This window comes from Salinispora vitiensis, assembly GCF_000378825.1.
GTDB classification, from domain to species: Bacteria; Actinomycetota; Actinomycetes; order Mycobacteriales; family Micromonosporaceae; genus Micromonospora; species Micromonospora vitiensis.
In genome coordinates this window covers 4520051-4542480 of record NZ_KB900388.1, presented here as the reverse complement: position 1 = coordinate 4542480, position 22430 = coordinate 4520051, and the positions used below count along the sequence as shown (strand labels likewise).

Here is a 22430-nt window from a genome sequence, read left to right as displayed (position 1 = left end):
TGGACAGGATCAACGTCCTGTCCAACGGACCACACCCAGGTCAAACACGGAAATCTACGCAGTCCCAGGCCCGGCATACCGAACTCGATGCCGGTTTGGCGTCGCAGCCCGCGCCCCCGCCGCCTGGCACCGTCGCCCGCATCCGCGACCACCTGGCCACCATCATGGCCAGCGGCACCACCACCGAGCGCAAGGCCGCCATCGAGGCTCTCATCGCCGAAGTCCAACTCACCGACCAGGGAGTCGTACCCGTGTTCAAGATCCCCAACGACACGACAATGCCCCCGCCCGAAACGGACGAGGGCACCTCGAAAGAACCACCGGTTCGCACAATGGTGCGGTCGGTGGAGCCGAGGGGACTCGAACCCCTGACCCCCACACTGCCAGTGTGGTGCGCTACCAGCTGCGCCACGGCCCCCTGTGCACTACCCGGTCGCCCGGGCACGGGAGAACTATACACACGCCGGCCGGCGCGGTCATCGCGCGGGGTGCCGGCCCAACGCGCCGGGTCAGTTGAGCGCCACGTCCGCCGGGAAGTGCGCCACCGCCGCCATCATGCCGCCCTGCCGGCGCAGCACCATCGGCCACAGGTCGTCCGGACGATCGACGAAGGCGTCGCCGGGCAGCGCGTCCAGGACGAACCAGGAGCCCTCTGCGATCTCCTGCTCCAGCTGGCCCGACTCCCACCCGGAGTAGCCGGCGAAGACCCGGATGCCCGCGATGCTCTCCCGCAGCTGCGCCGGGTCCGCCGTCAGGTCGAGCGTGCCGACCGCACCGGCGATCTGCTGGAAACTCTTCAACGGGCGCAGCGGGTGGCGCATGCGGGCGAGGCAGATCGCCGAATCCGGCTGCACCGGACCCCCTTCGAAGACCACGGCCGGGTCGCGGGCCAACTCGCCCCAGTCGCCGAGCACCTCCGCCACCGGAATCTCGGTGGCCCGGTTGAGCACGACGCCCAGCGCCCCGCCCGGCTCGTGGGCGACCAGCAGCACCACGGTCCGGTCGAAGTTCGGATCCTTCAACGTCGGTGCCGCGACCAGCAACCGCCCGGCCATCGACTCCGTCGCCTGCCCGCCGATCGCCCGCCCCTCTTCCTGCATGTCGGACATCCCGTCAGTCCGACCGTGCCCGGACCACCGGGGACACCGGTGCCAGCCACCCCGTCAACGCCATGCCTGGCACCATAGCCTGCTGCTGGGTCGCTGGCTAAGGTCTGACGCGACAGAGACGAGGGAGGTTCGGTGAGTCCCACGGCAGAACTCGCGGTGATCGGCGGGTCGGGGCTGTACGCCCTGCTCGACGGTGCCACCGAGCATGTAGTCGACACCCCGTACGGGCCGCCGTCCGACGCGATCACCATCGCGGAGGTGGCGGGCCGCCGGTTGGCGTTCCTGCCCCGGCACGGCCGGGATCACCGGCATCCGCCGCACCAGATCCCCTACCGGGCCAACCTGTGGGCGCTGCGCTCGCTCGGGGTCCGCCAGGTGCTCGCCCCCTGCGCGGTCGGCGGCCTGCGCCCGGAGCTGGGCCCGGGCACGTTCGTCGTGCCCGACCAGCTGATAGACCGCACCAGTGGTCGGGCACAGACCTACTACGACCGGGGCGCGGTGCACGTCTCCTTCGCCGACCCGTACTGCCCGGTCGGCCGGCGTACGCTGCTCGCCGCCGGCGCCGAGCGGGGCGTGCCGGCGGTGGACGGTGGGACGGTGGTGGTCGTCGAGGGCCCCCGCTTCTCCACCCGCGCCGAGTCGCGTTGGTTCACCGCCATCGGCGGAACGGTGGTCAACATGACCGGCCACCCGGAGGCGGTGCTCGCCCGGGAGTTGGCTCTCTGCTACTCGTCGATCGCGCTGGTCACCGACCATGATGCGGGCGTGCCGGGCGGCGGATCGGTGACCCAGGAGGAGGTGTTCCGGGTCTTCGGCGAGAACACCGCCCGCCTGCGGGAGCTGCTCTTCACCGCGGTGGCCCAGCTGCCGACGGATCGGGACTGCGCCTGCGGGGAAGCCCTGGACGGCATCACGCTTCCCTTCGCGCTGCCCTGAGCCGGGCGGCCGGGCCATCGCCGGTCAGCCGGTGGTGAGCCGTAGCGGCCCACCGCCGAGCACGTCGAGGACGGTCCGCTCCCCCAGCGGGGCGGTGAGCTGCACGGTCACCGGTTCGAGCAGGAGCTGCTCGGTGCAGACCCCGGTGCTGCGGGTCACCGCGCCGCCGACCACCACGACGTCATCCTGTTCGTAGACCAGTGGGGTGAGGCCGGTGTCGCACGCACCGATGCCGACCCGCACGGTCAGCGTGGCGTCGTCCACGGCGCGCAGGTCCAGCGCCCCGACCAGCTCCTGGGGCAGTGGCGCGGTGGGTGCGGTCGGCTCCGGCGGCTCTCCGACGGCGGTCGGGGCGACCGCGAGCCGGGCCACCGGGGCGGTCAGTTCGTCGATGGTGAACAGCCAGGCCGGGACCGCCGCCTCGCCGCGGCTGGTCCGCACCGGCACGCTGTCGAGCTCGACGGCGGTGACGGTGAGCGGGATGCAGGCGGTCTGCGGCGCGGTGCTCACCCCGGTGTCCGGCCCATCTGCCGGGGCTGGTGGGGTGGCCGGGTTCGTCGGCCGCCCGTCGCAGGCCGGTGGGTCGCCCCGGTCAAGTTCCCGGTACGCCTCGGCGGCGCTGACCAGCGGCACGGTGAGGGTGCCGGAGGGGAACTGGATGGTGCCGTCTTCGGGCTGGTCCGTCGGGAGAGGGATCTGGTCCCGGTACCAGCCGGCCCGGAAGGCGGCCTGGGTGTCCGGGGTGAAGCCGGGGTCTCCGACGGTCATGGCGGGCTCCTGGAGTGGGATGTACCCGTCCCTCCAGGTCGGGCCGGGCTGCCAGGCGGCGGCGATCTGGGTGGCCCGCTCTTCGAACGCCGCCTGCCGGCCGTCCGGCGGGGGGGCGTCGGCCGGCTCCGGGTCGGCCGGGGCGCAACCGGCGACCAGCAGCAGGGGCACGCACAGGGTGACGAATACTCGACGCATACTCTTCCGACGCCGGCCACCGCGCACTGGTTCCAGCCCACCGGTGGCACTCGTCGCCGGGAGCGACGCCGGGCCTGGTGGCAGCGGAGTTTTCGAGGCCGGAAACGCCGATGCGCCCCGGTCCGGTGGACTGGGGCGCATCGGTCAGGTGGTGGAGGTGCCGGGAATCGAACCCGGGTCCTTCGCCGCCTTGCCAGGGCTTCTCCGAGCGCAGCTCGCTGTGCCTCTACTCGGCCCCTCCGATCACGCGAGCGAGTCGGTGTGACGGGCCCAGTCGCTGATTAATCTCGCCGCACGGCCCCCGCGACCGGGGCCGATTGGCCAGCCTCCTAGCTGATGCCGGCTAACTGGGTCGAAGGCACTCCCAGGCCGACAGACTTGCTACTCGCCTCAGGCGGCGAGAGCGAAGTCAGCGCGATTCTGCTTGGCGCTTATTGGTTTCCAACGAACGATTTCCGAGACGACGTTGGCTTCCTCGGCTCGCTTCCCCTGCCGCAACGTACGAAGTCGAAACCAGTCACCCCCTCGACGGGCCGCCCTGTTGGCGGCACCGACAAGCCTAACGCCTGACGCAACGGGTTTCATCCCGCCCCAGCCGGACGCCGGCTCAGTCTGTCATCCCCTTGCCCCGCCGGCCGGCGGCCCGGGCGATCTCCCGTTGCGCGTCCCGCTTGGCGAGGTCCTGCCGCTTGTCGTACGACTTCTTGCCCTTGGCGATGCCGATCTCGACCTTGGCCCAGCCGTCGGAGAAGTAGACCTGCAGTGGGACGATCGTGAGCCCACTCTCCCGGGTCTTGCCGATCAGCCGGTCAATCTCGAGGCGGTTGAGCAGCAGTTTGCGGGTGCGTCGGGGCTCGTGGTTGGTCCAGGTGCCCTGCACGTACTCCGGGATGTGCATCCCGTGCAGATAGAGCTCGCCGTTGCGTTCCTGGGCGAAGGCGTCCACCAGTGACGCCCGCCCGGCCCGCAGCGACTTGACCTCGGTGCCGGTCAACGCCATCCCCGCCTCGTAGGTGTCGAGGATCGAGTAGTCGTGGTGGGCCTTCCGGTTGGAGGCGACGACCTTCCGCCCCTTCTCCCGTGGCATCGGCGCCACCTCCCTTCCTGGTTGCTGCGTCCCGTGGGTCGAACAGCCCGGTCGCTGCGTCCCGTGGGTCGAACAGCCTGGTCGCTGCGCCCCTCGGGTCGACAGCGGCGATCATCTTACCGGAGCACAAGGGCTCCCCCGCGCCGATTATTTCCGGTGCGGGAGAGCCCTGGCCCGACGGGGTGCGCGGGCGGCCCCAGCGGCCGCCCGGCGGGCGCTAGACCCGCAGGTAGAAGCGGAGCGTGACCCAGGCGGTGATCGCGCTGATCACGCCTCCGACAGCGGCCATCAGGGGGAAGGCCAGCAGCACCTCGCCCCAGCTGACCGGCGCGAAGAGCCCCTGGAGGGCGCTCAGCGCGCCGTCGAAGAGGAATTTCTTCAGGCCGGCGAGGGCGCCGAGGCCGAGCAGGGATCCGATCAGGCCGGCGACCACGGCTTCCAGGACGAAGGGGGCCTGGATGAACCAGTTCGACGCGCCGACGAGCTTCATCACCGCGACCTCGCGCCGCTTGCTGTAGGCGGCGACCTGGATCGTGTTGGCGACCAGGAGCAGGGCGGCGACAGCCATCGCGACCGCCGCGACGAGGGCGATCTTCTGACCCGCGGAGAAGAGATTGAAAATCTTGTCGAGTACGCCGGACCTGTCGACCACCTGGTCGACGCCCTCAATCTCGGCGTACTGCTCCCCGATCGCCTCGTACTCCTGCGGGTTCACCAGCTTCAGCCGGTACGACTCCGGCAGCACTTCTGGATCGATCGCACTGAGCAGGTCCGGGGAGTCCCGGAACATCTCCTCGAAAACCTCGTACGCCTCTTCTTTGTTGACGTACGTGACGCTATCGATCAGCGGGTCGGCATCCAGGCTGGCCTTGATCGCGGTCTTCTGCTCCTCGGTGACCTCGGTCTCGAGGAAGATCGAGACCTCGATGTTCTCGAAGTACAGCTCCTTCATCTCGGCGACCTTGACGTAGATCAGACCGCTCGCGCCGAGCATGGTCAGCGAGACCGCCATCGTAATGATCATTGCGATGGTCATGGTCACGTTGCGCCACAGACCGACCATGACCTCGGACAGGACGTATTTCAAGCGCATCGAAGATTCCTCCGCGTCTCCGGCAGGTGGTGGTCGTCAGTCGGGGTGGAGCGCCGGCTCACCCGTAGACGCCGCGAGCCTGGTCGCGGACGATCCGGCCGCTCTCGATCTCGATGACCCGGCGGCGCATCTGATTCACGATGTTCGAGTCGTGGGTAACCATCACGACGGTCGTACCGGTGCGGTTGATCCGGTCCAGCAGACGCATGATCTCGATGGAGGTGTCCGGGTCGAGGTTTCCGGTCGGCTCGTCCGCGAGCAGGATCAGCGGACGGTTCACGAACGCTCGCGCGACCGCTACCCGCTGCTGCTCACCACCGGAGAGCTCCTGCGGGTAACGGTGCTCCTTGCCACCCAGCCCGACCAGCTCCAGCACCTCCGGCACCACCCGGCGGGCAACCGCCTTGGTCTTGCCGATCACCTCGAGGGCGAACGCCACGTTCTCGTAGGCGGTGCGGTTCGGCAGCAGCCGGAAGTCCTGGAAGACGCAGCCGATCGAGCGCCGGAAGGCGGGCCGCTTCCAGGAACGCATCGACGTAACATCCTTGCCGTTCACGACGATCCGCCCCTTACTGGGCGCAACCTCGTGGAGCAGCATCTTGATGATGGTGGACTTGCCGGAGCCGGATGGGCCGATGAAGAAGACGAACTCGCCCTTCTCGATCGCGACGGACACGTTGTCGAGCGAAGGCCGGGACGCCTTCGGGTACGTCTTCGTCACTTGCTCAAGCTGAATCACGGGTCGTGAGTCTACGCGGTGTAACCGATGTGCCAAATCCCGCGCCCCTCAATTTCGGGACACGTCATCAATCTGCCAGCACTCACGATTTTCGATTGTGCGCTGCGCCCACGATCGGTCACGCTTTGTCATCAGCAAGCTGCTGCTGCTTTCGCCACCGGATACCGGCCTCGATGAAGGCGTCCAACTCGCCATCGAAGACCGCGGAGGGAGTCCCGGTCTCCTGCTCCGTTCGGAGGTCCTTCACCATCTGGTACGGGTGCAGGACGTACGAACGCATCTGGTCACCCCAGGAGCCGGCGGCGTCGGTCTTCAGGCCCTGAAGTTTGGCCTGCTCCTCCTGACGCTTCCGCTCCAACAGGCGGGCTTGGAGGACGCGCAGCGCGGACGCCTTGTTCTGCAGCTGGGACTTCTCGTTCTGACAGGTGACCACGATACCGGTCGGGATGTGGGTGATCCGAACCGCCGAGTCGGTCGTGTTCACGCTCTGCCCGCCGGGGCCGGACGACCGGTAGACATCAAAGCGCATCTCGTTCTCGGGAATGTCGATGTGATCGGTCTGTTCCACCACCGGGAGCACCTCAACCCCGGCGAAGCTGGTCTGCCGCCGCCCCTGGTTGTCGAAGGGGCTGATCCGGACCAGCCGGTGGGTACCCGACTCGACACTGAGCGTGCCGTACGCGTACGGCACTTTGACCGTGAAGGTCGCCGACTTGAGCCCGGCCTCCTCGGCGTAGGAGGTCTCGTAGACCTCGGTGGGGTAGCCGTGCCGCTCGGCCCAGCGCAGGTACATCCGCAGCAGCATCTCGGCGAAGTCCGCCGCGTCCACGCCGCCGGCTCCGGCGCGGATCGCCACCAGCGCCTCCCGGGAGTCGTACTCGCCGGAGAGCAGGGTGCGGACCTCCATCTCGTCGATGGCCTTGGTCAGCCCGGCGACCTCCGTCTCGACCTCGGCGAAGGCACCCGGGTCGGACTCCGCCTCGGCCAACTCCAGCAGCACCTTGGCGTCATCGAGGCGAGAACGAAGCTCCGCGAGCTTGTTGATCTCCCCATTCACGTACGACAGCTGAGAGGTGACCTGTTGCGCCCGGGCCTGGTCGTCCCAGAGGTCGGGGGCGGAGGCGGCCTCCTCCAGACGGGCCTTGTCCGCCCGCAGCCGGTCGATGTCGAGCACCGACTCGATGTTGCGAAGAGTGGCGTCGAGTTCCTTGAGCTGTTCGGCGTAGTCGGCATCGGTCACGACAGACAAGACTACTGCGCGGGCGAGGAGTGAGCTTGCGAGCCCCGCAGCCCACGCCCAACAAACCCAGCGCGGGCGAGGAGTGCGCCTGCGGAGCGGCGGAGCAGGAGCGGGCCGGCGAAGCCGGCGCGAGCTTGCGAGCCCCGCAGCCCACGCCGCAGACACCCCGCGGTCGAGGCGGGGTTCACCAGGGCCGGTCAGATCCGGGGCAGGGTTCTCCGGACCTGGGGCTTCGTGCGCCCAGGCCCGGGGGTTACCGCCGGGTCAGTTGACCTGGGCGGATTTCAGCCAGGACAGGGCGGCCTTGTGGTAGGCGACCGCGAACTCCAAGGCGCTGGCGTCGTACGTCTCGCCTTCCTTCTTCGCATTCTTCACCTGCTCCCGAACTCGGGCCAGGGCCTCCGTGTGGTACTCGTTCGCAGCCGTCTGAAGGTTCTTGAGCTGGCTGGCCGAGTGCAGGTTCCCGAAGGCGAACCGCAGCGCGATCGGGTTTCGAATGGTGTCCCGACCGGGCTCCTCGGTCAGCCATCGGGAGAAGGTCCGTTTACCCGCAGCGGTGATCGCATACGGCTGACTCATCCGCGGTCCCGGTTTACCGAGCCGCACCAGCCCTTTCTCGGCCAGCACGGGCAGCTCTCGGTAGACCTGACTGCGGGTCATTGACCAGTACGGCGCCAACCGGCGCTCAGCGGCGGCCATCAGTTGACCACCTGTCATCGGGCCCTCGTGAAGCAGCCCGAGCAGGGCTGCCGCCGTGGGATTGACTCCGGAATCCGCCATGCCTCTCACGCTGCCACTTTGCAGTCGCGACGTCCAGGATTTCACGTTTTCGCCACCCAACAGGGCTTCCTATGTGCACTGTCTATCCATATGGAGTGGATGAAAGGACCCCTCCCCCAAGCCGGGCGGTCGACCTGGCGAAGGGGTCCTTCTGGTTAGCGCATGTGCGGATAGGTGTGGTCGGTCGGCGGGACGAAGGTTTCTTTGATGGTCCGGGGAGACATCCATCGGACCAGGTTCTGCCAGGATCCGGCCTTGTCGTTGGTGCCACTGGCACGGGCACCGCCGAACGGCTGCTGACCGACCACCGCACCGGTGGGCTTGTCGTTGATGTAGAAGTTGCCGGCCGCGTACCGCATCCGCTCGGCGACCCGGTCGACCACCTGCCGGTCGGTGGCGAAAATGGCGCCGGTCAACGCGTACGGCGCAATGGACTCGGCCTGGGTGACCACCTCGTCGAAGCGGGCGTCGTCGAAGACGTGCACGCCGAGGATCGGGCCGAAGTACTCGGTGGTGAAGGTCTCGTGGGCGGCGTCGGTGCACTCGAAGAGTGTCGGCCGGACGAAGTAGCCGACCGAGTCGTCGGCGGTGCCGCCAGCGACGACCTGGCACGAGTCGTCACCGGAGATCAACTTCAGGGCGGCGGTGTGCCGCGCGTACGCCTTGGCGTCGATGACGGCGCCACCGAAGTTACTGAAGTCGGTGACGTCACCGTAGCTGAGCGCCTCCGCGGTGGCGGCGAGCCGGTCCCGCAGCCCACCTGCCCACAACGACCGTGGAATGTACGCGCGGGAGGCCGCGGAGCACTTCTGACCCTGGAACTCGTACGCGCCCCGGATCAGGGCGGTGTGCAGCGCGTCCACGTCAGCGCTGGGGTGGGCGACCACGAAGTCCTTGCCGCCGGTCTCGCCGACCAGGCGCGGGTAGGTCCGGTAGTGGGCGATCTCCTCACCGACGGTTCGCCAGAGCTGCTGGAAGACCTTGGTGGAGCCGGTGAAGTGGATGCCGGCCAGGTCGGGATCGGTCAGCACCACGTCGGACACCTCCGCGCCCCGCCCGGTGACCATGTTGATCACGCCGGGGGGCAGGCCCGCCGCTTCGAAGAGCCGCATCGTGAAGTGCGCGGCGAACTGCTGGGTGGGGGCCGGCTTCCAGACCACCGTGTTGCCGAGCAGGGCCGGTGCCGAGGGTAGGTTGCCGGCGATCGCGGTGAAGTTGAACGGGGTGATCGCGTAGACGAAGCCCTCGAGCGGACGGTGGTCGAACCGGTTCCAGGTGCCCGACGAGGAGAGGGGCTGTTCGGCGAGGAGCCGACGAGCGAAGTGGACGTTGAACCGAAGGAAGTCGATGAACTCGCAGGCCGCGTCGATCTCCGCCTGGAACGCGGTTTTCGACTGGCCGAGCATCGTGGCGGCGTTGAGCGTGTCCCGCCAGGGCCCGGCGAGCAGGTCAGCGGCGCGCAGGAAAATCGCCGCCCGCTCCGCGAACGGCAACGCCCTCCAGCCGGGCGCCGCATCCTTGGCGGCCTGCACCGCGGCGCGTGCGTCGTCGTGGGTGGCGTGGGCGGTGACGCCCAGCACGTGTGCGTGTCGGTGGGGCTGCACCACGTCGATCGAGGGGCCGCCGGCCATCCGTTGCTCGCCCGCGATGGTCATCGGCAGGTCGATGCGGTCACTGGCCAGTTCGACCAGCCGCCGTTGCAGCCGGTCCCGGTCGGTGTCCCCCGGCTCGTAGGGGCGTACCGGCTCGTTGTGGGGCTCGGGCACGGAGAAGACGGCGTCCATCACAAGGCTCCTGGGGGTTCGGGGCAATGGGGGTAGCGGACCCGCGGAGCGTCGGCCGGGTGGCCGGACGCCAAACACCGGGGCCGCAGGGGCCAGACACGGCGGCGGGACCTCGACTGATACTCCCACGTTTGGGCCCTTTTCCCCACCACTCAACTCAGCGCGCACCGGCCGACGCGACTCCCGGGCCAACCACGACGGACGCGTACCCTGGTGGGCCGGTGAACCACGGCCGCGCCGCCGGCCGAATGCCGGTCGAAGGGACAACGATGACGAAGCAGCCCGGCGACTCCGCCACCACGGAGCCGACGCAGGCGAGCCCGGACCCGGACGAAGCGAGCCCGGACGCGACAAACCCGGGCGCGGACGAAGCGGGCCCGGAGCACCCGGGCGCAGCGAGCCCGCTCGCGACCGGCACGCCATCGGCGCAGACAAGGACCGGCCTGCTCGCCCCCGGCGCGCCGCTGCTCGGCCTGCTGGCGCTCGGCTGGCTGACCGCCATGCTCTGGTCGACCCGCGCGGTGATCGACTCGGCGGCGGCCGGAGTCACCGCGATCAGCCTCTCCGCCTTCGCCCTACCCGGAGTGATCTCTGCCGCGCTCGTCGCCGGCACCGCCTTCGCACTGTTCGGAGCGGAGTTGCTCGCCCAGCAGGGTCGAAACCGGGCCACCCTGCGCTTTGTCGTGGCGGTCGCCAGCGGGCTGCTGATCGGGCTCGCCGCCGCCTTCGCCATCAACCTGACCTACGCCGACACGGCCACCACCAACGTGATCGCCGGCACCACCGCCGCCGCCGCCATCATCGGCGGGGGCATCGCCGCGGCGCGGACCGCCCCGGTTATCGGCGCGGTGGTGGCCGCCGGGCTCGGCACGCTCCTCTTCGTCGTGGCGTTCAGCTGGGCGCGGGACCCACTCTTCGAGCTCTTCGGCGCCGGCGAAACCCAGGAGTCGCTGCTCAACGCCGCGAAGTGGGTCTCCCGTACCGAATCCCTGCTCGCCGGCCTGATGGCGGGGCTGTTGGCCTTCGGCTACCTGACCTGGTCCCGGCGCCGAGCGGCGACCCACCGCAACGATCCGCCCGCCCTGCGCTGGCCGGCCTACCTGGTCGCCGGGGCCGGGCCCGGCCTGCTGCTGCTCGTCGCCGAGGTGATCCTGCGCGTCGGCGGGCGGCGGCTGCTCGACCTGGCTGGCGCGCTCAGCGAGGCGGACGCCGTGGCACAGACCTCGCTCGGCACCTCACGGGTGGACAACGGGATCTGGGTGCTCTTCGTCGGCGCGCTGACCGCGATGATTGCCTTCGGCCGCACCCTCGGACCGGCTCCGCTGGACGAGGAGGACCCGGACGAGGCGTAGCCCGCTCCGACCGGAAGTCGTTCGGAGTCAGCCCGGAGCAGACCGGGTACGGCCAACCAGGTCGAGCGGCTGGGCTAGCCCAACCCGAGGAGCTGGTCCAGCTCCGTGCTGTCGTACCACTCCAGCTCATGGTCTTCGGCGCCGTCAACGGTGAACTGCGCGTCCGGGTCACCGCCGAGCGCATCGGTCACCGCCCGAACCGCGGCGCCGACATCCTTGACCGCGTCCACCCCGTCCACGTGAATGGCGGCCACCGCCCCCACCGGTACCGGGCCGGCTAGTTCGACCGTGCTGGACCCCAGGTCCGCGTCACCCGGTCCGACCGTCGCCGCGGGCAGATCAGCCGAGACGACGACCCGGCGGTGTGGCGCCGCCTCGTCGGCGTGCAGGAGCTGGAGCGCGTCCTGGGCAGCTCGGGTGAACGCGACGTACTCCAGCTCCTCCTCGTCCCCCTCGGCGTACCACTCGCGCAGCGCCGGGGTGACCGCGTGCGCGGAGGCCGCGGGGAGCCCGGCGGTCCGCAGCAGGGTCAGCATCGGCACGGTCGCCGGGACATACACCCGGACATGCTCATTGGTCACCGGTTCTCCCTGGGTTCAGCTCCACCGGCGGTTGCCGGTCTGGGGCGCCGGTCATGCCGTACGCCGTGACCGTCATACACCCCGGGCTGGCTCGACGAAAGTTGGGCTCCCAGAGTGTTCCCGAGCGCACTCGCGGTGGCATGGGTCGACCCCACTGCCCTCGGGACGCTGCTGGTGGCAAACTAAGTCAAACGCAGCCAACTCAGGGGAGTTTGCGTGGCGGAGCCGAGGTTCCTGCTGCTGTCCGAGGTCGCCGCCGAGCTGAACGTGTCGGACTCGCAGGTTTACCACATGGTGCGCGGTGGCGAGCTGCCGGCGATCAAGATCGGCGGACGTGGTCAGTGGCGGGTGGAGCGCACGCGGCTGGAGGAATACATCAACCAGAAGTACGCGGAGACCGCCGAGTGGGTTCGTGACAACCCGCTCGCCGAACGGGAGCCGGAGTAGCCGCCCGCCGCCCCGCATCCACAGGCATTGACCACCCCCTCTTTCTTCCTCCAGAATCGTGGCTGCCGTAGGCAAACGAAGGTAAACACAAGAATCTGGAGGGCCGGGATGCCTGCTGTCCGCCGCCCCGAGCCGACTCGTCCCCCTGTCCGGCTTCGCCCGGCCCCATCCATCGACCCGCCCTGCGTCGAGGACGACCCCGCCCACTGGCCAATCGACGGCCAACTCGCCCTCGACCTGTTCCGGCTGGGCCCGGGCCCGCTGCCCCGCTCACCCGACCAGCGTCGCGGGGCCGGACCGGGCCCAGCCCGGCCCCGGCGCGCACCGACCCGATTGCCCGCCACCGCGCTAGCCACCGCCACCCCCGAGGCGACCCGGGTTGCGCATCGGTTCGTCACCACCTGCCTGGAGGTGATCAACGGCTATCGACCCCACAGCCAACTACGCCGGCTACTCGACCCGAGCCGGGCGGCCGAGCTGGCGGCCGAGTTGACCCGCGCCACCGCCCGGGCGGGGCCGGCGCGCCGCCGCTCCACCCGGCCCGGCACGCGCCTACGTCGGTTACGGGTATGCGAGCCGCGAGCCGCGGTCGTCGAGGCAGCCGCCGTGCTGGCCGGCCCGGCCGGCAGAACGTGGGCGATGGCGATCCGCCTCGAACAGCGTCGCGGCAGCTGGCACTGCACTGCCCTTAACGTTCTGTGAGGAGGTGCGCACGCAACACGTGCACACCTCCTGCACAGGTCGGTCAGGCGCCGCCGTTGGGCGAGCCGTGGCAGCGCTTGTACTTACGGCCCGAGCCGCACGGACACGGCGCGTTTCGCGACGGACCGTTGCCGCCCTCGGCCTGCCCCGGTGCCGCTCGGCGGGCGGTTCCGGCGGCCACGGCGTGGCCAGGCGCACCGCTGCCCGGCCGTTGCGGGGCGGTCGGCGCGCTCTGCCCGGGGGCGGCCGGAGCGGTCCGGGCGGGCCGACCCTTCCGCGGCGCCGGCTCGTCGGCCTGCTCGACGGCGACCGAGCCGCGCCCGGCCTCCCCGTCGATGGTCGGCGCGGAGTATTGCAGGCCCTGCTGCTGTGGCGTACGACCGAGGCCCTTGGCCCGGACCTCGACCGGCTTCTCCAGGAGCTTGACCTCGTCGGCCGCCGGCTCCGGCTCCTGGACCTGCACCTCCAGGTTGTAGAGGAAGCCGACCGTCTCCTCCTTGATGCCGTCCATCATGGTGGCGAACATGTCGAAGCCCTCGCGCTGGTACTCCACCACCGGGTCCCGCTGGGCGTAGGCCCGAAGACTGATGCCCTCCTGGAGGTAGTCCATCTCGTAGAGGTGCTCACGCCACTTGCGGTCGATCACCTGGAGCAGGACCATCCGCTCGAGCTGCCGGACACCCTCCGTGCCGAGCTGCTCCTCGCGGCGGCCGTACGCGGCGTGCGCGTCCTCCTTGAGCCGGCTGAGCAGGAAGTCGACATCGATGCTCGCCCGGCTTCCGCCCGCCTCCTCCTCCAACTCCTCGATGGTGATGCCCACCGGGTAGAGCTGCTTGAGGCTGGACCAGAGCTGCTCGAAATCCCAGTCCTCGGCGTAGCCCTCGGCGGTGGCACCCCGGACGTACGCCTCGACGACATCGTCGATCATGTTCCGGACCTGGTCCGACAGGTCCTCGCCGTTGAGCACCCGAAGCCGCTCAGCGTAGATAACCTGCCGCTGCTTGTTCATGACCTCGTCGTACTTGAGGACGTTCTTGCGGATCTCGGCGTTCTGGGACTCGATCTGCGCCTGCGCGGTCTTGATCTGGCGGGTGACCATCTTGGACTCGATGGGCACGTCCTCCGGGATGTTGAAGCGCTCCATGACCGCCTCGACGGCACCGGAACGGAAACGCTTCATCAACTCGTCCTGCAGCGACAGGTAGAAACGGGACTCACCCGGGTCACCCTGGCGACCCGATCGACCGCGCAGCTGGTTGTCGATGCGCCGCGACTCGTGCCGCTCAGTGCCCAACACGTAGAGGCCGCCGACGGCGGAGACCTCTTCCGCCTCGGCGTCGCAGGCCTGCTTCCAGGTGGGCAGGACCTCCTCCATCGCCTTGGCGTACTCCTCCTCGTGCTCGGCCGGGTCGAGCCCACGCTGGCGCAGGTCGTTGGCGGCGAGGAATTCCGGGTTACCGCCGAGCAGGATGTCGGTGCCGCGGCCGGCCATGTTGGTGGCGACGGTGACCGCACCCTTCCGCCCCGCCTGGGCCACGATCTCCGCCTCGCGCGCGTGGAACTTCGCGTTCAGCACCGAATGGGGAATGCCGCGACGGCGCAGGAGCTGCGAGAGAATCTCGGAATTCTCCACCGAGACCGTGCCGACGAGCACCGGCTGGCCGGCCTGGTGCCGTTCGACGATGTCTTCGATAACCGCGTTGAACTTGGCCTTCTCGGTCTTGTAGATGACGTCGGAGCGGTCCTCCCGGACCATCGGCCGGTGCGTGGGGATGGTCACCACCCCGACCTTGTAGACCTTGTTGAACTCACCCGCCTCGGTCTGGGCGGTACCGGTCATCCCGGCGAGCTTGCCGTAGAGACGGAAGTAGTTCTGGAGGGTGATGGTGGCCAGGGTCTGGTTCTCCTGCTTGATCTCCACCCCCTCCTTGGCCTCGATCGCCTGGTGCATGCCCTCGTTGTAGCGGCGCCCGTGCAGGATGCGGCCGGTGAACTCGTCAACGATCAGGACCTCGCCCTCGCTGACGATGTAGTCCTTGTCCCGCTTGAAGAGCTCCTTCGCCTTGATCGCGTTGTTGAGGTAACCGACCAGCGGCGTGTTGACCGACTCGTAGAGGTTGTCGATGCCGAGCCGGTCCTCGACCTTGCCGACCCCTCGCTCGGTCACCGCGACCGTGCGCTTGGCCCGGTCGACCTCGTAGTCGCCCTCACCATCCTTGCCGGCCTGGAGGCGGGCGACCACCGCGGCGAACTCGCCGTACCAGCGGGCGGAGTGTTCGGCCGGGCCGGAGATGATCAGCGGGGTGCGGGCCTCGTCGATCAGGATCGAGTCGACCTCGTCCACGACGGCGAAGTTGTGGCCCCGCTGGACCAGGTCCTCCTTCGACCACGCCATGTTGTCGCGCAGGTAGTCGAAGCCGAACTCGTTGTTGGTGCCGTAGGTGATGTCGCACTCGTAGGCGGCGCGGTGTTCGGCGGCGGGCCGGTTGGGCAGCACGACGCCGACGGTGAGCCCGAGGAACTCGTGCACCCGGCCCATCCAGGCGGCGTCCCGCTCGGCCAGGTAGTCGTTGACGGTGATCACGTGTACGCCGTCGCCGGAGAGCGCGTTGAGGTAGACCGGCATGACCGAGGTGAGGGTCTTCCCCTCACCGGTCTTCATCTCGGCGATATTGCCGAAGTGCAGCGCCGCGCCACCCATCACCTGGACGTCGTACGGGCGCTGGCCAAGCACCCGGGCGGCGCCCTCGCGACAGACCGCGAACGCCTCGGGCAACAGGTCATCGAGGGTCTCGCCGTCCGCCAGCCGCTCCCGGAACTGCGCGGTCATCTCCCGCAGCTCGTCGTCGGTGAGGTTGACGTAGTCGTCCTCGATGGAGTTGACGGCGGCGGCGATCGCCTTGAGCCGGCGCACCAGGCGCCCCTCGCCCGCACGGAGGACCTTTTCCAGAATCGACACGGATCAACGCTCCCCTAGACAGTCTCGAACCATCGTAGGCGCTCCATCACGGCGATGGTCACTGGTGGCGGGGTCCGCTCCGCCGAAGCGGACATAACGCACCCGGTCCGAGCGGGCGGGGCTAATCCGGTTACGCCGTGGGCGAACAATCCGGCACGATGGCTCGGGTGAGACGAATCGAGATCAATGAGCTAGACGGAGACCTCCCCGCGGAGCGGCCGGCCGGAACCGAGACGAGGCCAGGGCGGACCGAGACCGAGGCCGGACCGATCGACACCGCGCCCCGGGCCGGCGGCGGCATGACGCCGGAGACCATCGACGGGCCCGGGATCCGGCTGCGCCTGTCCCGCCTCGAGGACATCCCCGACACGATGGCCGCCTGCTCCGACCCGCTGGTCCAGCGCTTCCTGCCGGCGCTGCCGTCGCCGTACACCGAGGCGGACGCCCGGTGGTGGATCACCGAAGGGGCGCCCGCGGCCTGGGCCAGCGGTGGGGCCGTGTACACCATCGCGGATCGCGAGACGGACCGGCTCCTCGGCACGGTCGGGCTGAACGACCCGGCCCCCAGCCGCCAGGAGGCGGGGATCGGCTACTGGGTCGCCCCGTGGGCGCGGGGGCGCGGCGTCGCCACGGCGGCGACCCAAACCCTCGCCGACCGGGCGTTCGCCAACGGAATTCGCCGGCTGGAGCTCCTCACCGTCCCGGAGAACATCGCCAGCCAGCGGGTGGCGCTGGCCGCCGGCTTCCGCCCCGAGGGCGTACGCCGGTTGGCCAGCCGCGGCCGAGACGGCGAACGGGCTGATCTCCTCACCTGGGCGCGGCTCGCCGACGACCCCCCGGGACCGGCTCCGCGGTTGCTGCCGGACCTACCCGACGGCCGGCTCACCGACGGCGTGGTGGAGCTCCGGCCACGCGGCCCGCAGCACACGGAGGCCATGTACCACCTGCAGACCCAGCCCGAGTTAGTCGCCGTCCTGGTGCCGCCGGAGCCGCCCCGGCGGGCCGACGTCGAACGGAACTGCCGGGAGGTGCAGTCCCGCTGGCTGCGGGACCAGGTCGCGAACCTGGTCATCATCGACGCGCGCAGTGGGGTCACCGCCGGCTTCTGCCAACTGGTCCTCGACAGTCCGCAGTTCCAACAGGGCATGATCGGCTACGGCCTGCTGCCGGCCTGGCGCGGACTCGGGTACGCCACCCGTGCGGTCCGATTGCTCGCCGAGTGGGGATTCACCGAGGTCCGGCTCGGCCGGATCTGGGCGGATACCCACGCCGGCAACATCGCCTCGGAGCGGGTGTTGGGACGGGCCGGCTTCCGCCGGGAGGGACGGGTACGCGGGCGTTTCCCCGCCGGCGACGGGCACCGCACGGACAGCACGCTCTTCGGCCTGCTCCCGGGCGACCTGACCGAGGCACCCGGAACACGCTGAGCCCGCTGACCAGGCCCGGCCCCAGGCCGGTCAGCGAAGCACTGCTCGGCCTGGAGCCCAACCCCGACAGGACCGTGTCCGGGGGCCGGCCCGGTCTGCTCGGCCCGGACCTGGGGCGTCAGACGGCCAGGGAGATGATCCCGTAGTCGTAGGCATGCCGCCGATAGACGACGCTGGGCCGACCGGACTCCTTGTCCTGGAACAGGTAGAAGTCGTGCCCGACCAGCTCCATCTGGAACAGGGCGTCGTCGATGGTCATCGGCTCGGCCGGGTGGACCTTCTCCCGGGCGATGTGCCACGGCTGGTCGTCGCGTTCTTCCTCGGCCCGCTCGGCGACCGCCGTCGACGTGGCAGCGTCGGCGGACAGCGGCCCGGCGACGAGGTCGGTCACCGGAAGCCCGGCGGTGGCGGCGGCGACGGAGATGGGGGCATGCCGGCCGTGGTGAACCCGACGGCGGTCGGCCGCCCGGCGCATCCGGGCGTCCAGCCGGGTGATGGCCGCGTCGAGCGCGCTGTAGAAGTCGCTCGTGCCCGCCTCGGCCCGCATCACCGGGCCCCGCGAAACGCAGGTGATCTCCACCCGCTGGCAGTGGTCCGCCTGACGCGGATTGCGCTCATGGAACAGCTCGACATCAACCCGGATGATCTTGTGGTCGTAGCGTTCGATCTTGGCTAGCTTCTCCGCTACGTGCACCCGGAAATGATCTGGAACTTCGACATTCCGGCCCTTGACCACGATGTCCACGTGACCTCCCTCGTTCGGATGGTCGTTACTGCGGTACCCCGGTCGCGCTCTCGGGACGGTCCCACCCAGCCGTCGACCGGTCAGTGCGGCTACGCCTCCCTTCACCGCCGGGAGGTGGGAGAACTCCTACTTCCCCCGACAGCAGAACGCTAACTCCTGTTCGGCCGACCGTCACCCCTGGTTTTCAGGACAGTCCAGTATTTTTCCTGAATCGTTCACCAAGGGGAGAAAGAAATTACGGTCCGTTACCGGCGCCTCCGCTCGGTCGCCGCCAGCACCGCCGCGACCGAAGGCACCCGGTCGGTCGCGGCTAGGACCCGACTCACCGCGGCGAGCGTCGAGCCGGTGGTGACGATGTCGTCCACGACAACCAGCGCCGCATCCGTCGGAATCGGCCGCCACCGGCGCCGGGCCCGAAACGCCGCGGCGGCCGACGCCGCCCGGCCCGCGCTGTCCAACGTCACCGAGTCCGGCCGGGGCAGCGCCCGCACCGCGGAACGGACCTCGACTGGCCAGCCGGCCCGCCGCAACCGGTCCGCGCAGTGCCGGGCCAGCCGGCTGAGGTGGTCGCCGTACCGGGCCCGCGCCGCAGCCGGGGTGTCCGGCACCGGCACCAACGACACCGGGCGCACCGGGCCGACCGCGACCGCCACCGCCTCGGCGAGGAGCGCGCCCAGCGGCCGAGCTAGCCCGTGCCGGCCATGGTCCTTGTACGCGAGCAGCACCTCGCGCAACGGGCCCGTGTAGGGGCCGAGCGCCACGCAGGGCGGCAGCCCCTCCGGAGCCGGCGTCGGACGTACCGGCCGCGGACGCAGGTCGCCCAGCGCCGCGACGCACTCCGGGCAGACACCGTGCCGCAGCCCCGGTCGCCGGTCCCGACATCCGGCGCACTCCACCGGCAGCACCAGTGCGCCGAGATCCTGGACGACTCGACCGAGGCCCCGCATAGCTGATCAGAAAAGCAGGAAGGGCGCGGACGGGTCGCTGGTCTGGGCGTCGTTCGGCGCGAGGTCCCGTACCTGGTCGGGGGTGATCCGCTCGAACGGAAAGCCCTGGTAGGCCACATCGTTGGCCTCATACATGACGATGCCGTACGGGGCCTCCGGATGCGCCGGGTACGCCGCCAGATGCGTCACGACAGCGCCGGTGACATGCAGCTTGGTCTCCCGGGACCCATCCACATCGACCTCGTAGAGCACTCGTTTGCCGCCCTTCGAACCGGCCACCACCAGACTGTTCTCGCCGTACCAGTCGACCGCGGTGAGCCCGCTGAGGGAGGTGTGGGTCCGGCGGGGCGGCCCGACGGCGAGGGTGTCCCCATCGTGGCTCACCGCGGCCAGGTAGAGCTCGCCATCACTGACGATCGCGAGTCGATGTCCGTCCAGGGAACCGGCCACCGCGGTCACGCCCCCGAGGCTCAGCTGCACCGGCTCCAGCTTGGCCGCCTCATCGAAGCGGTACAGCCGGTCGTCGGCGGCGACTAAGCCGACCGGCTGCTGCGGATGCGCCGAACGCAGCCAGACCGGACGACCCACCGTCTGGAACGTCTCCTGACTCGCGGTGAACGAGGTGAGGGGGGCGGAACCGGCCTCGACCGCGAGTCGCTGCCGCCCGTCCCCGGCCTCAACCGCAAGCGCCGCGAGGGTACGTTGCCCGGAGTAGCTGATACCGGCCGAGAGCACCTTGTGGTTCTCGGCCGTCGTCATCGGCGCGGCTGTCGGGCCGAGGGAACGGATCGCCCCCTCGTAGACGCAGAAGGGCTGCGGGATGGTGTCGACCCGATAGACCGGATTCAGCCTCCGGTGCTCCCCCACATCCTTGATGGTCACCTGCGACTGGTTACGGATCTTCAGCTCAAGCTGCCCGGTCAACTCCGGCAGCGACCACACAAGCTGGGTGGCGAGCAGATTCAGCCGGGTGCTGTCCGCACCGGCCATGTCCAGGTTGACCTCCCAGCGGTCGTCCGTCCGGGTGGCGTTGTTGATCAGATTGGTACCGTCCGGCAACCCGCTGATCGCCCGCTTCAGCCAGGCGGAGTGGCCACCTACCAGCCACCGAACCACCTCGCTGACCAGCCGGTCCTCGGGCACGGCGAGCGCGAGGTAGCGCTGGTCCGGCACTAGGCGCAGCCGGTCTGAACTCCAGTAGTAGATCGTCCGGGACTTGTAGTACTCCTGCAGCGCCTCGACGTTGAGCAGGAGCACGTTCGGTGGATTCGTCACATACCACTCGATGTCGTCCCCTCCCTCCGGCGCGTACGGCCGCAGGCCGAATTCGTACGTGGCCGGGGTGGCCTCCGGCGGCGCCAGCACCCCGTCGGCGGTCAGCTGCCCGACCTGCTGCACCGTGAGGGTTACCTGGATCTCCTCCGGCCCGGGGACGATGACCGGCTCCGCGAGCAGCCGCACCACGGTCAGCGCGACCTCGCTCCCCTCTTTCCGCGGCAACCGGGCTCGGTCCTCGGGAACGACGAACTCGCTAACCCGGTCGTACGCCCCACCCGGCTCCCCGGCCGCGGCGGCGAGGAAGTTGTCGACGAACTCCTCCCGGCTGTCCGCCGCGGTACGAGACGGCGGCTCCGACCTGCCCCCGCTACTCGTACCCGTCTCGGCCGCCGGGCCGGGGCCCTCGACGCGTACCTCGGTCTGTCCCGGGATCCCGCAACCGGCCGCGGTGACGAGGAGAACGCCACCGAGCAGGCCGGCGAGCACCTGGCGGCTCACGGCCGGGCCTCTGCGCCATCGGTCGGTGCGGGACCGACCGTCAGCGCCCCCGCGCTGCCCGGACCGATGGCGAGCAGGCCGCCCTCGCGTGGGCCGCCACACGGCAGCCGCACGTCGGCGGGAACCAGCCGCAGCGGCGAGGAGGTCAGCCGGTCGCCGGCCCGCGCCGGCAGGGTCAGCCGGAACTGGGCCCCCTGCCCTGGTGCGCCCCACGCCTCCAGCCACCCGCGGTGCAGCCGGGCGTCCTCAAGGCTGATCGACAGGCCCAACCCGGTGCCCCCGGTCTGTCGGGCCCGCGACGGGTCAGCCCGCCAGAACCGGTTGAAAATCAACTTCTCCTCCCCCGGTTTGAGCCCCAACCCACGGTCGCGCACCGTGACCGCCACCGCGGTCTCGTCCGCCCCCAGGGTGATGTGCACCGGCCTGCCCTCGCCGTGCTCGACGGCGTTGCCGACCAGGTTCCGCAGCACCCGCTCGACGCGACGCGGATCGACCTCGGCGATGACCGGGCCGCCCGGCAGATCCAGCTCGACGGTGACCCCGACCCGCTCGGCGAGGCAGGCCAACCGACCCACCACCCGGTGCACGACCGGTACCAGATCGGTGGGTTCGGCATCCAGCGCGGCGAAGCCGGCGTCGAATCGACTGATCTCCAGCAGGTCGGTCAGCAGTTCCTCGAACCGGTCCAGCTCCGTCTGGAGTAACTCGGCGCTCCGGGCCACGGCCGGATCGAACTCATCCCGCTCGGCGAAGATCAGATCTGCGGCCATCCGGACCGTGGTCAACGGAGTCCGCAGCTCGTGCGAGACATCCGAGGTGAAGCGGCGCTGCAGCCGCGACATCTCCTCCAACCGGAGGATCTGCCGTTGCAGGTTGGTCGCCATCTGGTTGAAGGACTCGGCGAGCAGCGCCAGATCGTCCTCGCCGTTGACCGCCATCCGCTGGTCGAGCAGGCCGGCGGAGAGACGTTGCGCGGTCCGGGCAGCCACCCGGACCGGCAGCACCACCAGCCGGGTCACCAGGGCGGCGAGCAGCCCGAGCAGCACCACCAGGGCGATACCGGTCCCGACCACGGTCGCCCGGGCGTCGGCGGCGGTGGCATCCTGCCGGGTCAAGGGAACAAGGTAATAGAGCTCTACCTGACCGAACTGGGTCGGTACCGGCGAGCCGTAGGTCAGATACTTCGTATCGGTCTCACCGAGCCGGCCGGTGCTGATCTGACTGGCGACCTCGCCCGCGGCGACGGTGGCGCGCAACTCCGGGCTGATCAACGAACCGAAGTTGTCCACCGCCGGGGCGGTTCGGGGCTGGATTACCCCCTCGGCGTTGTCCGCGATCAGGGCGACCACCACCCCGGTCGCCTGCTGGGGGCCGCCGCCAGCCAGGTAGTTCACGGTTCCGTCAACGGTCTCCTGGAACTGCGCCTCTTCTGGCTTGTGGTAGAGCCCGAGCTGTTTGGCCGCGTACGCCGCACCGCTGTTCAGCCGGTCCTGCACATCGGCTTCGGCGTTCTCCAGCAGGATGCTGGTGATCTTGTCTGCGATGAGGTAAGCGAAGCCACCAACCAGCAGGCTGGAGGCCAGCAGCGTGATGGTTACCACCCGCACCTGCAACGAGCGCCGCCAGCCCTGGTGCAGCCCGGCGACCAGCCGAGCGCCCCACCCGCCGACGGCACGCCACAGCTCCCCGGCGCCGAGGCGGCGCGGGGAGCCGTTCGTGGTGGAGTCGGGAACCAGAGAGTTGGCCACAGTGTGGCCAGG

The 22430-nt window shown here is 69.8% G+C and carries 19 protein-coding genes, 1 tRNA gene and 1 other RNA gene; 5 read left to right on the top strand and 16 right to left on the bottom strand.

Annotation, left to right across the window (positions count from 1 at the left end):
• Nucleotides 1–345 precede the first annotated feature (345 nt).
• Nucleotides 346–418 (bottom strand) — tRNA-Ala (locus SALPAC2_RS0121540).
• 91 nt (nucleotides 419–509) lie between these two features.
• A complete protein-coding gene (locus SALPAC2_RS0121535; RefSeq protein ID WP_018218695.1) occupies nucleotides 510–1109 on the bottom strand; it encodes a YqgE/AlgH family protein in 600 nt (199 codons plus the stop codon).
• Between the two features lie 132 nt (nucleotides 1110–1241).
• Here SALPAC2_RS0121535 and SALPAC2_RS0121530 point away from each other — a divergent pair, with 132 nt between their 5' ends.
• The gene (locus tag SALPAC2_RS0121530) at nucleotides 1242–2045 is read left to right on the top strand and encodes an S-methyl-5'-thioadenosine phosphorylase (RefSeq protein ID WP_018218694.1); all 804 of its coding nucleotides are present in this window, start codon (nucleotides 1242–1244) and stop codon (nucleotides 2043–2045) included.
• Nucleotides 2046–2069: 24 nt separating this feature from the next.
• Here SALPAC2_RS0121530 and SALPAC2_RS0121525 read toward each other — a convergent pair whose 3' ends face one another.
• The 8 genes from SALPAC2_RS0121525 to pruA form a co-directional block, all read right to left on the bottom strand.
• Complete coding sequence (locus SALPAC2_RS0121525) at nucleotides 2070–3011, bottom strand: hypothetical protein (RefSeq protein ID WP_026184995.1); 942 nt, start codon at nucleotides 3009–3011, stop codon at nucleotides 2070–2072.
• Nucleotides 3012–3160: 149 nt separating this feature from the next.
• Nucleotides 3161–3536: a transfer-messenger RNA gene (ssrA, locus tag SALPAC2_RS26525) on the bottom strand.
• 82 nt (nucleotides 3537–3618) lie between these two features.
• Nucleotides 3619–4098 carry an SsrA-binding protein SmpB gene (gene smpB, locus SALPAC2_RS0121515; RefSeq protein ID WP_018218692.1) on the bottom strand — a complete coding sequence of 160 codons (480 nt, stop codon included), beginning with the start codon at nucleotides 4096–4098 and terminating at the stop codon, nucleotides 3619–3621.
• Between the two features lie 217 nt (nucleotides 4099–4315).
• Nucleotides 4316–5191, bottom strand: coding sequence for a permease-like cell division protein FtsX (gene ftsX, locus SALPAC2_RS0121510; RefSeq protein ID WP_018218691.1), 876 nt, complete (start codon nucleotides 5189–5191; stop codon nucleotides 4316–4318).
• Nucleotides 5192–5249: 58 nt separating this feature from the next.
• Nucleotides 5250–5930 carry a cell division ATP-binding protein FtsE gene (gene ftsE / locus SALPAC2_RS0121505; protein WP_012181145.1) on the bottom strand — a complete coding sequence of 227 codons (681 nt, stop codon included), beginning with the start codon at nucleotides 5928–5930 and terminating at the stop codon, nucleotides 5250–5252.
• Between the two features lie 118 nt (nucleotides 5931–6048).
• Nucleotides 6049–7170, bottom strand: coding sequence for a peptide chain release factor 2 (prfB, locus tag SALPAC2_RS0121500; protein WP_018218690.1), 1122 nt, complete (start codon nucleotides 7168–7170; stop codon nucleotides 6049–6051).
• Nucleotides 7171–7434: 264 nt separating this feature from the next.
• The gene (locus tag SALPAC2_RS0121495) at nucleotides 7435–7950 is read right to left on the bottom strand and encodes a PadR family transcriptional regulator (RefSeq protein ID WP_018218689.1); all 516 of its coding nucleotides are present in this window, start codon (nucleotides 7948–7950) and stop codon (nucleotides 7435–7437) included.
• A 155-nt stretch (nucleotides 7951–8105) separates the two neighbouring features.
• Nucleotides 8106–9734: an L-glutamate gamma-semialdehyde dehydrogenase gene (gene pruA, locus SALPAC2_RS0121490; protein ID WP_018218688.1), complete on the bottom strand. Its 1629-nt coding sequence runs from the start codon at nucleotides 9732–9734 to the stop codon at nucleotides 8106–8108.
• Between the two features lie 269 nt (nucleotides 9735–10003).
• Here pruA and SALPAC2_RS0121485 point away from each other — a divergent pair, with 269 nt between their 5' ends.
• Nucleotides 10004–11086: a hypothetical protein gene (locus tag SALPAC2_RS0121485; RefSeq protein WP_018218687.1), complete on the top strand. Its 1083-nt coding sequence runs from the start codon at nucleotides 10004–10006 to the stop codon at nucleotides 11084–11086.
• A 74-nt stretch (nucleotides 11087–11160) separates the two neighbouring features.
• Here the strand turns inward: SALPAC2_RS0121485 and SALPAC2_RS0121480 are convergent, their stop codons facing one another.
• Nucleotides 11161–11667 carry a DUF6912 family protein gene (locus SALPAC2_RS0121480; protein ID WP_018218686.1) on the bottom strand — a complete coding sequence of 169 codons (507 nt, stop codon included), beginning with the start codon at nucleotides 11665–11667 and terminating at the stop codon, nucleotides 11161–11163.
• A gap of 216 nt (nucleotides 11668–11883) precedes the next feature.
• On the opposite strand from SALPAC2_RS0121480, the gene SALPAC2_RS0121475 reads away from it, so the two are divergent.
• A complete protein-coding gene (locus SALPAC2_RS0121475; protein ID WP_018218685.1) occupies nucleotides 11884–12114 on the top strand; it encodes a helix-turn-helix domain-containing protein in 231 nt (76 codons plus the stop codon).
• 108 nt (nucleotides 12115–12222) lie between these two features.
• The gene (locus tag SALPAC2_RS0121470; RefSeq protein WP_018218684.1) at nucleotides 12223–12816 is read left to right on the top strand and encodes an Rv3235 family protein; all 594 of its coding nucleotides are present in this window, start codon (nucleotides 12223–12225) and stop codon (nucleotides 12814–12816) included.
• Between the two features lie 43 nt (nucleotides 12817–12859).
• Here SALPAC2_RS0121470 and secA read toward each other — a convergent pair whose 3' ends face one another.
• A complete protein-coding gene (secA, locus tag SALPAC2_RS0121465; RefSeq protein ID WP_018218683.1) occupies nucleotides 12860–15775 on the bottom strand; it encodes a preprotein translocase subunit SecA in 2916 nt (971 codons plus the stop codon).
• A gap of 299 nt (nucleotides 15776–16074) precedes the next feature.
• Between secA and SALPAC2_RS0121460 the strand changes: the two genes are divergently transcribed.
• Nucleotides 16075–17202 (top strand): GNAT family N-acetyltransferase, encoded by a 1128-nt coding sequence (locus SALPAC2_RS0121460; protein ID WP_026184993.1) that lies wholly within the window; start codon nucleotides 16075–16077, stop codon nucleotides 17200–17202.
• Nucleotides 17203–17320: 118 nt separating this feature from the next.
• Here SALPAC2_RS0121460 and hpf read toward each other — a convergent pair whose 3' ends face one another.
• From hpf to mtrB, 4 genes are all read right to left on the bottom strand, one after another.
• Nucleotides 17321–17947 (bottom strand): ribosome hibernation-promoting factor, HPF/YfiA family, encoded by a 627-nt coding sequence (gene hpf / locus SALPAC2_RS0121455; RefSeq protein ID WP_018218681.1) that lies wholly within the window; start codon nucleotides 17945–17947, stop codon nucleotides 17321–17323.
• A gap of 245 nt (nucleotides 17948–18192) precedes the next feature.
• On the bottom strand, nucleotides 18193–18894 hold the full coding sequence (locus tag SALPAC2_RS0121450; RefSeq protein WP_018218680.1) for a ComF family protein: 702 nt from the start codon (nucleotides 18892–18894) through the stop codon (nucleotides 18193–18195).
• Between the two features lie 6 nt (nucleotides 18895–18900).
• Complete coding sequence (locus tag SALPAC2_RS0121445; protein ID WP_018218679.1) at nucleotides 18901–20670, bottom strand: LpqB family beta-propeller domain-containing protein; 1770 nt, start codon at nucleotides 20668–20670, stop codon at nucleotides 18901–18903.
• Nucleotides 20667–22418 (bottom strand): MtrAB system histidine kinase MtrB, encoded by a 1752-nt coding sequence (gene mtrB, locus SALPAC2_RS0121440; protein ID WP_018218678.1) that lies wholly within the window; start codon nucleotides 22416–22418, stop codon nucleotides 20667–20669. The genes SALPAC2_RS0121445 and mtrB overlap by 4 nt, the downstream gene beginning before the upstream one ends.
• Nucleotides 22419–22430 lie beyond the last annotated feature (12 nt).

Coding starts and splice junctions, on each gene's coding strand:
- SALPAC2_RS0121535 (WP_018218695.1), bottom strand. CDS start 1,109: ATGTCCGACATGCAGGAAGAGGGGCGGGCGATCGGCGGGCAGGCGACG.
- SALPAC2_RS0121525 (WP_026184995.1), bottom strand. CDS start 3,011: ATGCGTCGAGTATTCGTCACCCTGTGCGTGCCCCTGCTGCTGGTCGCC.
- smpB (WP_018218692.1), bottom strand. CDS start 4,098: ATGCCACGGGAGAAGGGGCGGAAGGTCGTCGCCTCCAACCGGAAGGCC.
- ftsX (WP_018218691.1), bottom strand. CDS start 5,191: ATGCGCTTGAAATACGTCCTGTCCGAGGTCATGGTCGGTCTGTGGCGC.
- SALPAC2_RS0121495 (WP_018218689.1), bottom strand. CDS start 7,950: ATGGCGGATTCCGGAGTCAATCCCACGGCGGCAGCCCTGCTCGGGCTG.
- pruA (WP_018218688.1), bottom strand. CDS start 9,734: ATGGACGCCGTCTTCTCCGTGCCCGAGCCCCACAACGAGCCGGTACGC.
- SALPAC2_RS0121485 (WP_018218687.1), top strand. CDS start 10,004: ATGACGAAGCAGCCCGGCGACTCCGCCACCACGGAGCCGACGCAGGCG.
- SALPAC2_RS0121470 (WP_018218684.1), top strand. CDS start 12,223: ATGCCTGCTGTCCGCCGCCCCGAGCCGACTCGTCCCCCTGTCCGGCTT.
- SALPAC2_RS0121460 (WP_026184993.1), top strand. CDS start 16,075: ATGACGCCGGAGACCATCGACGGGCCCGGGATCCGGCTGCGCCTGTCC.
- SALPAC2_RS0121450 (WP_018218680.1), bottom strand. CDS start 18,894: ATGCGGGGCCTCGGTCGAGTCGTCCAGGATCTCGGCGCACTGGTGCTG.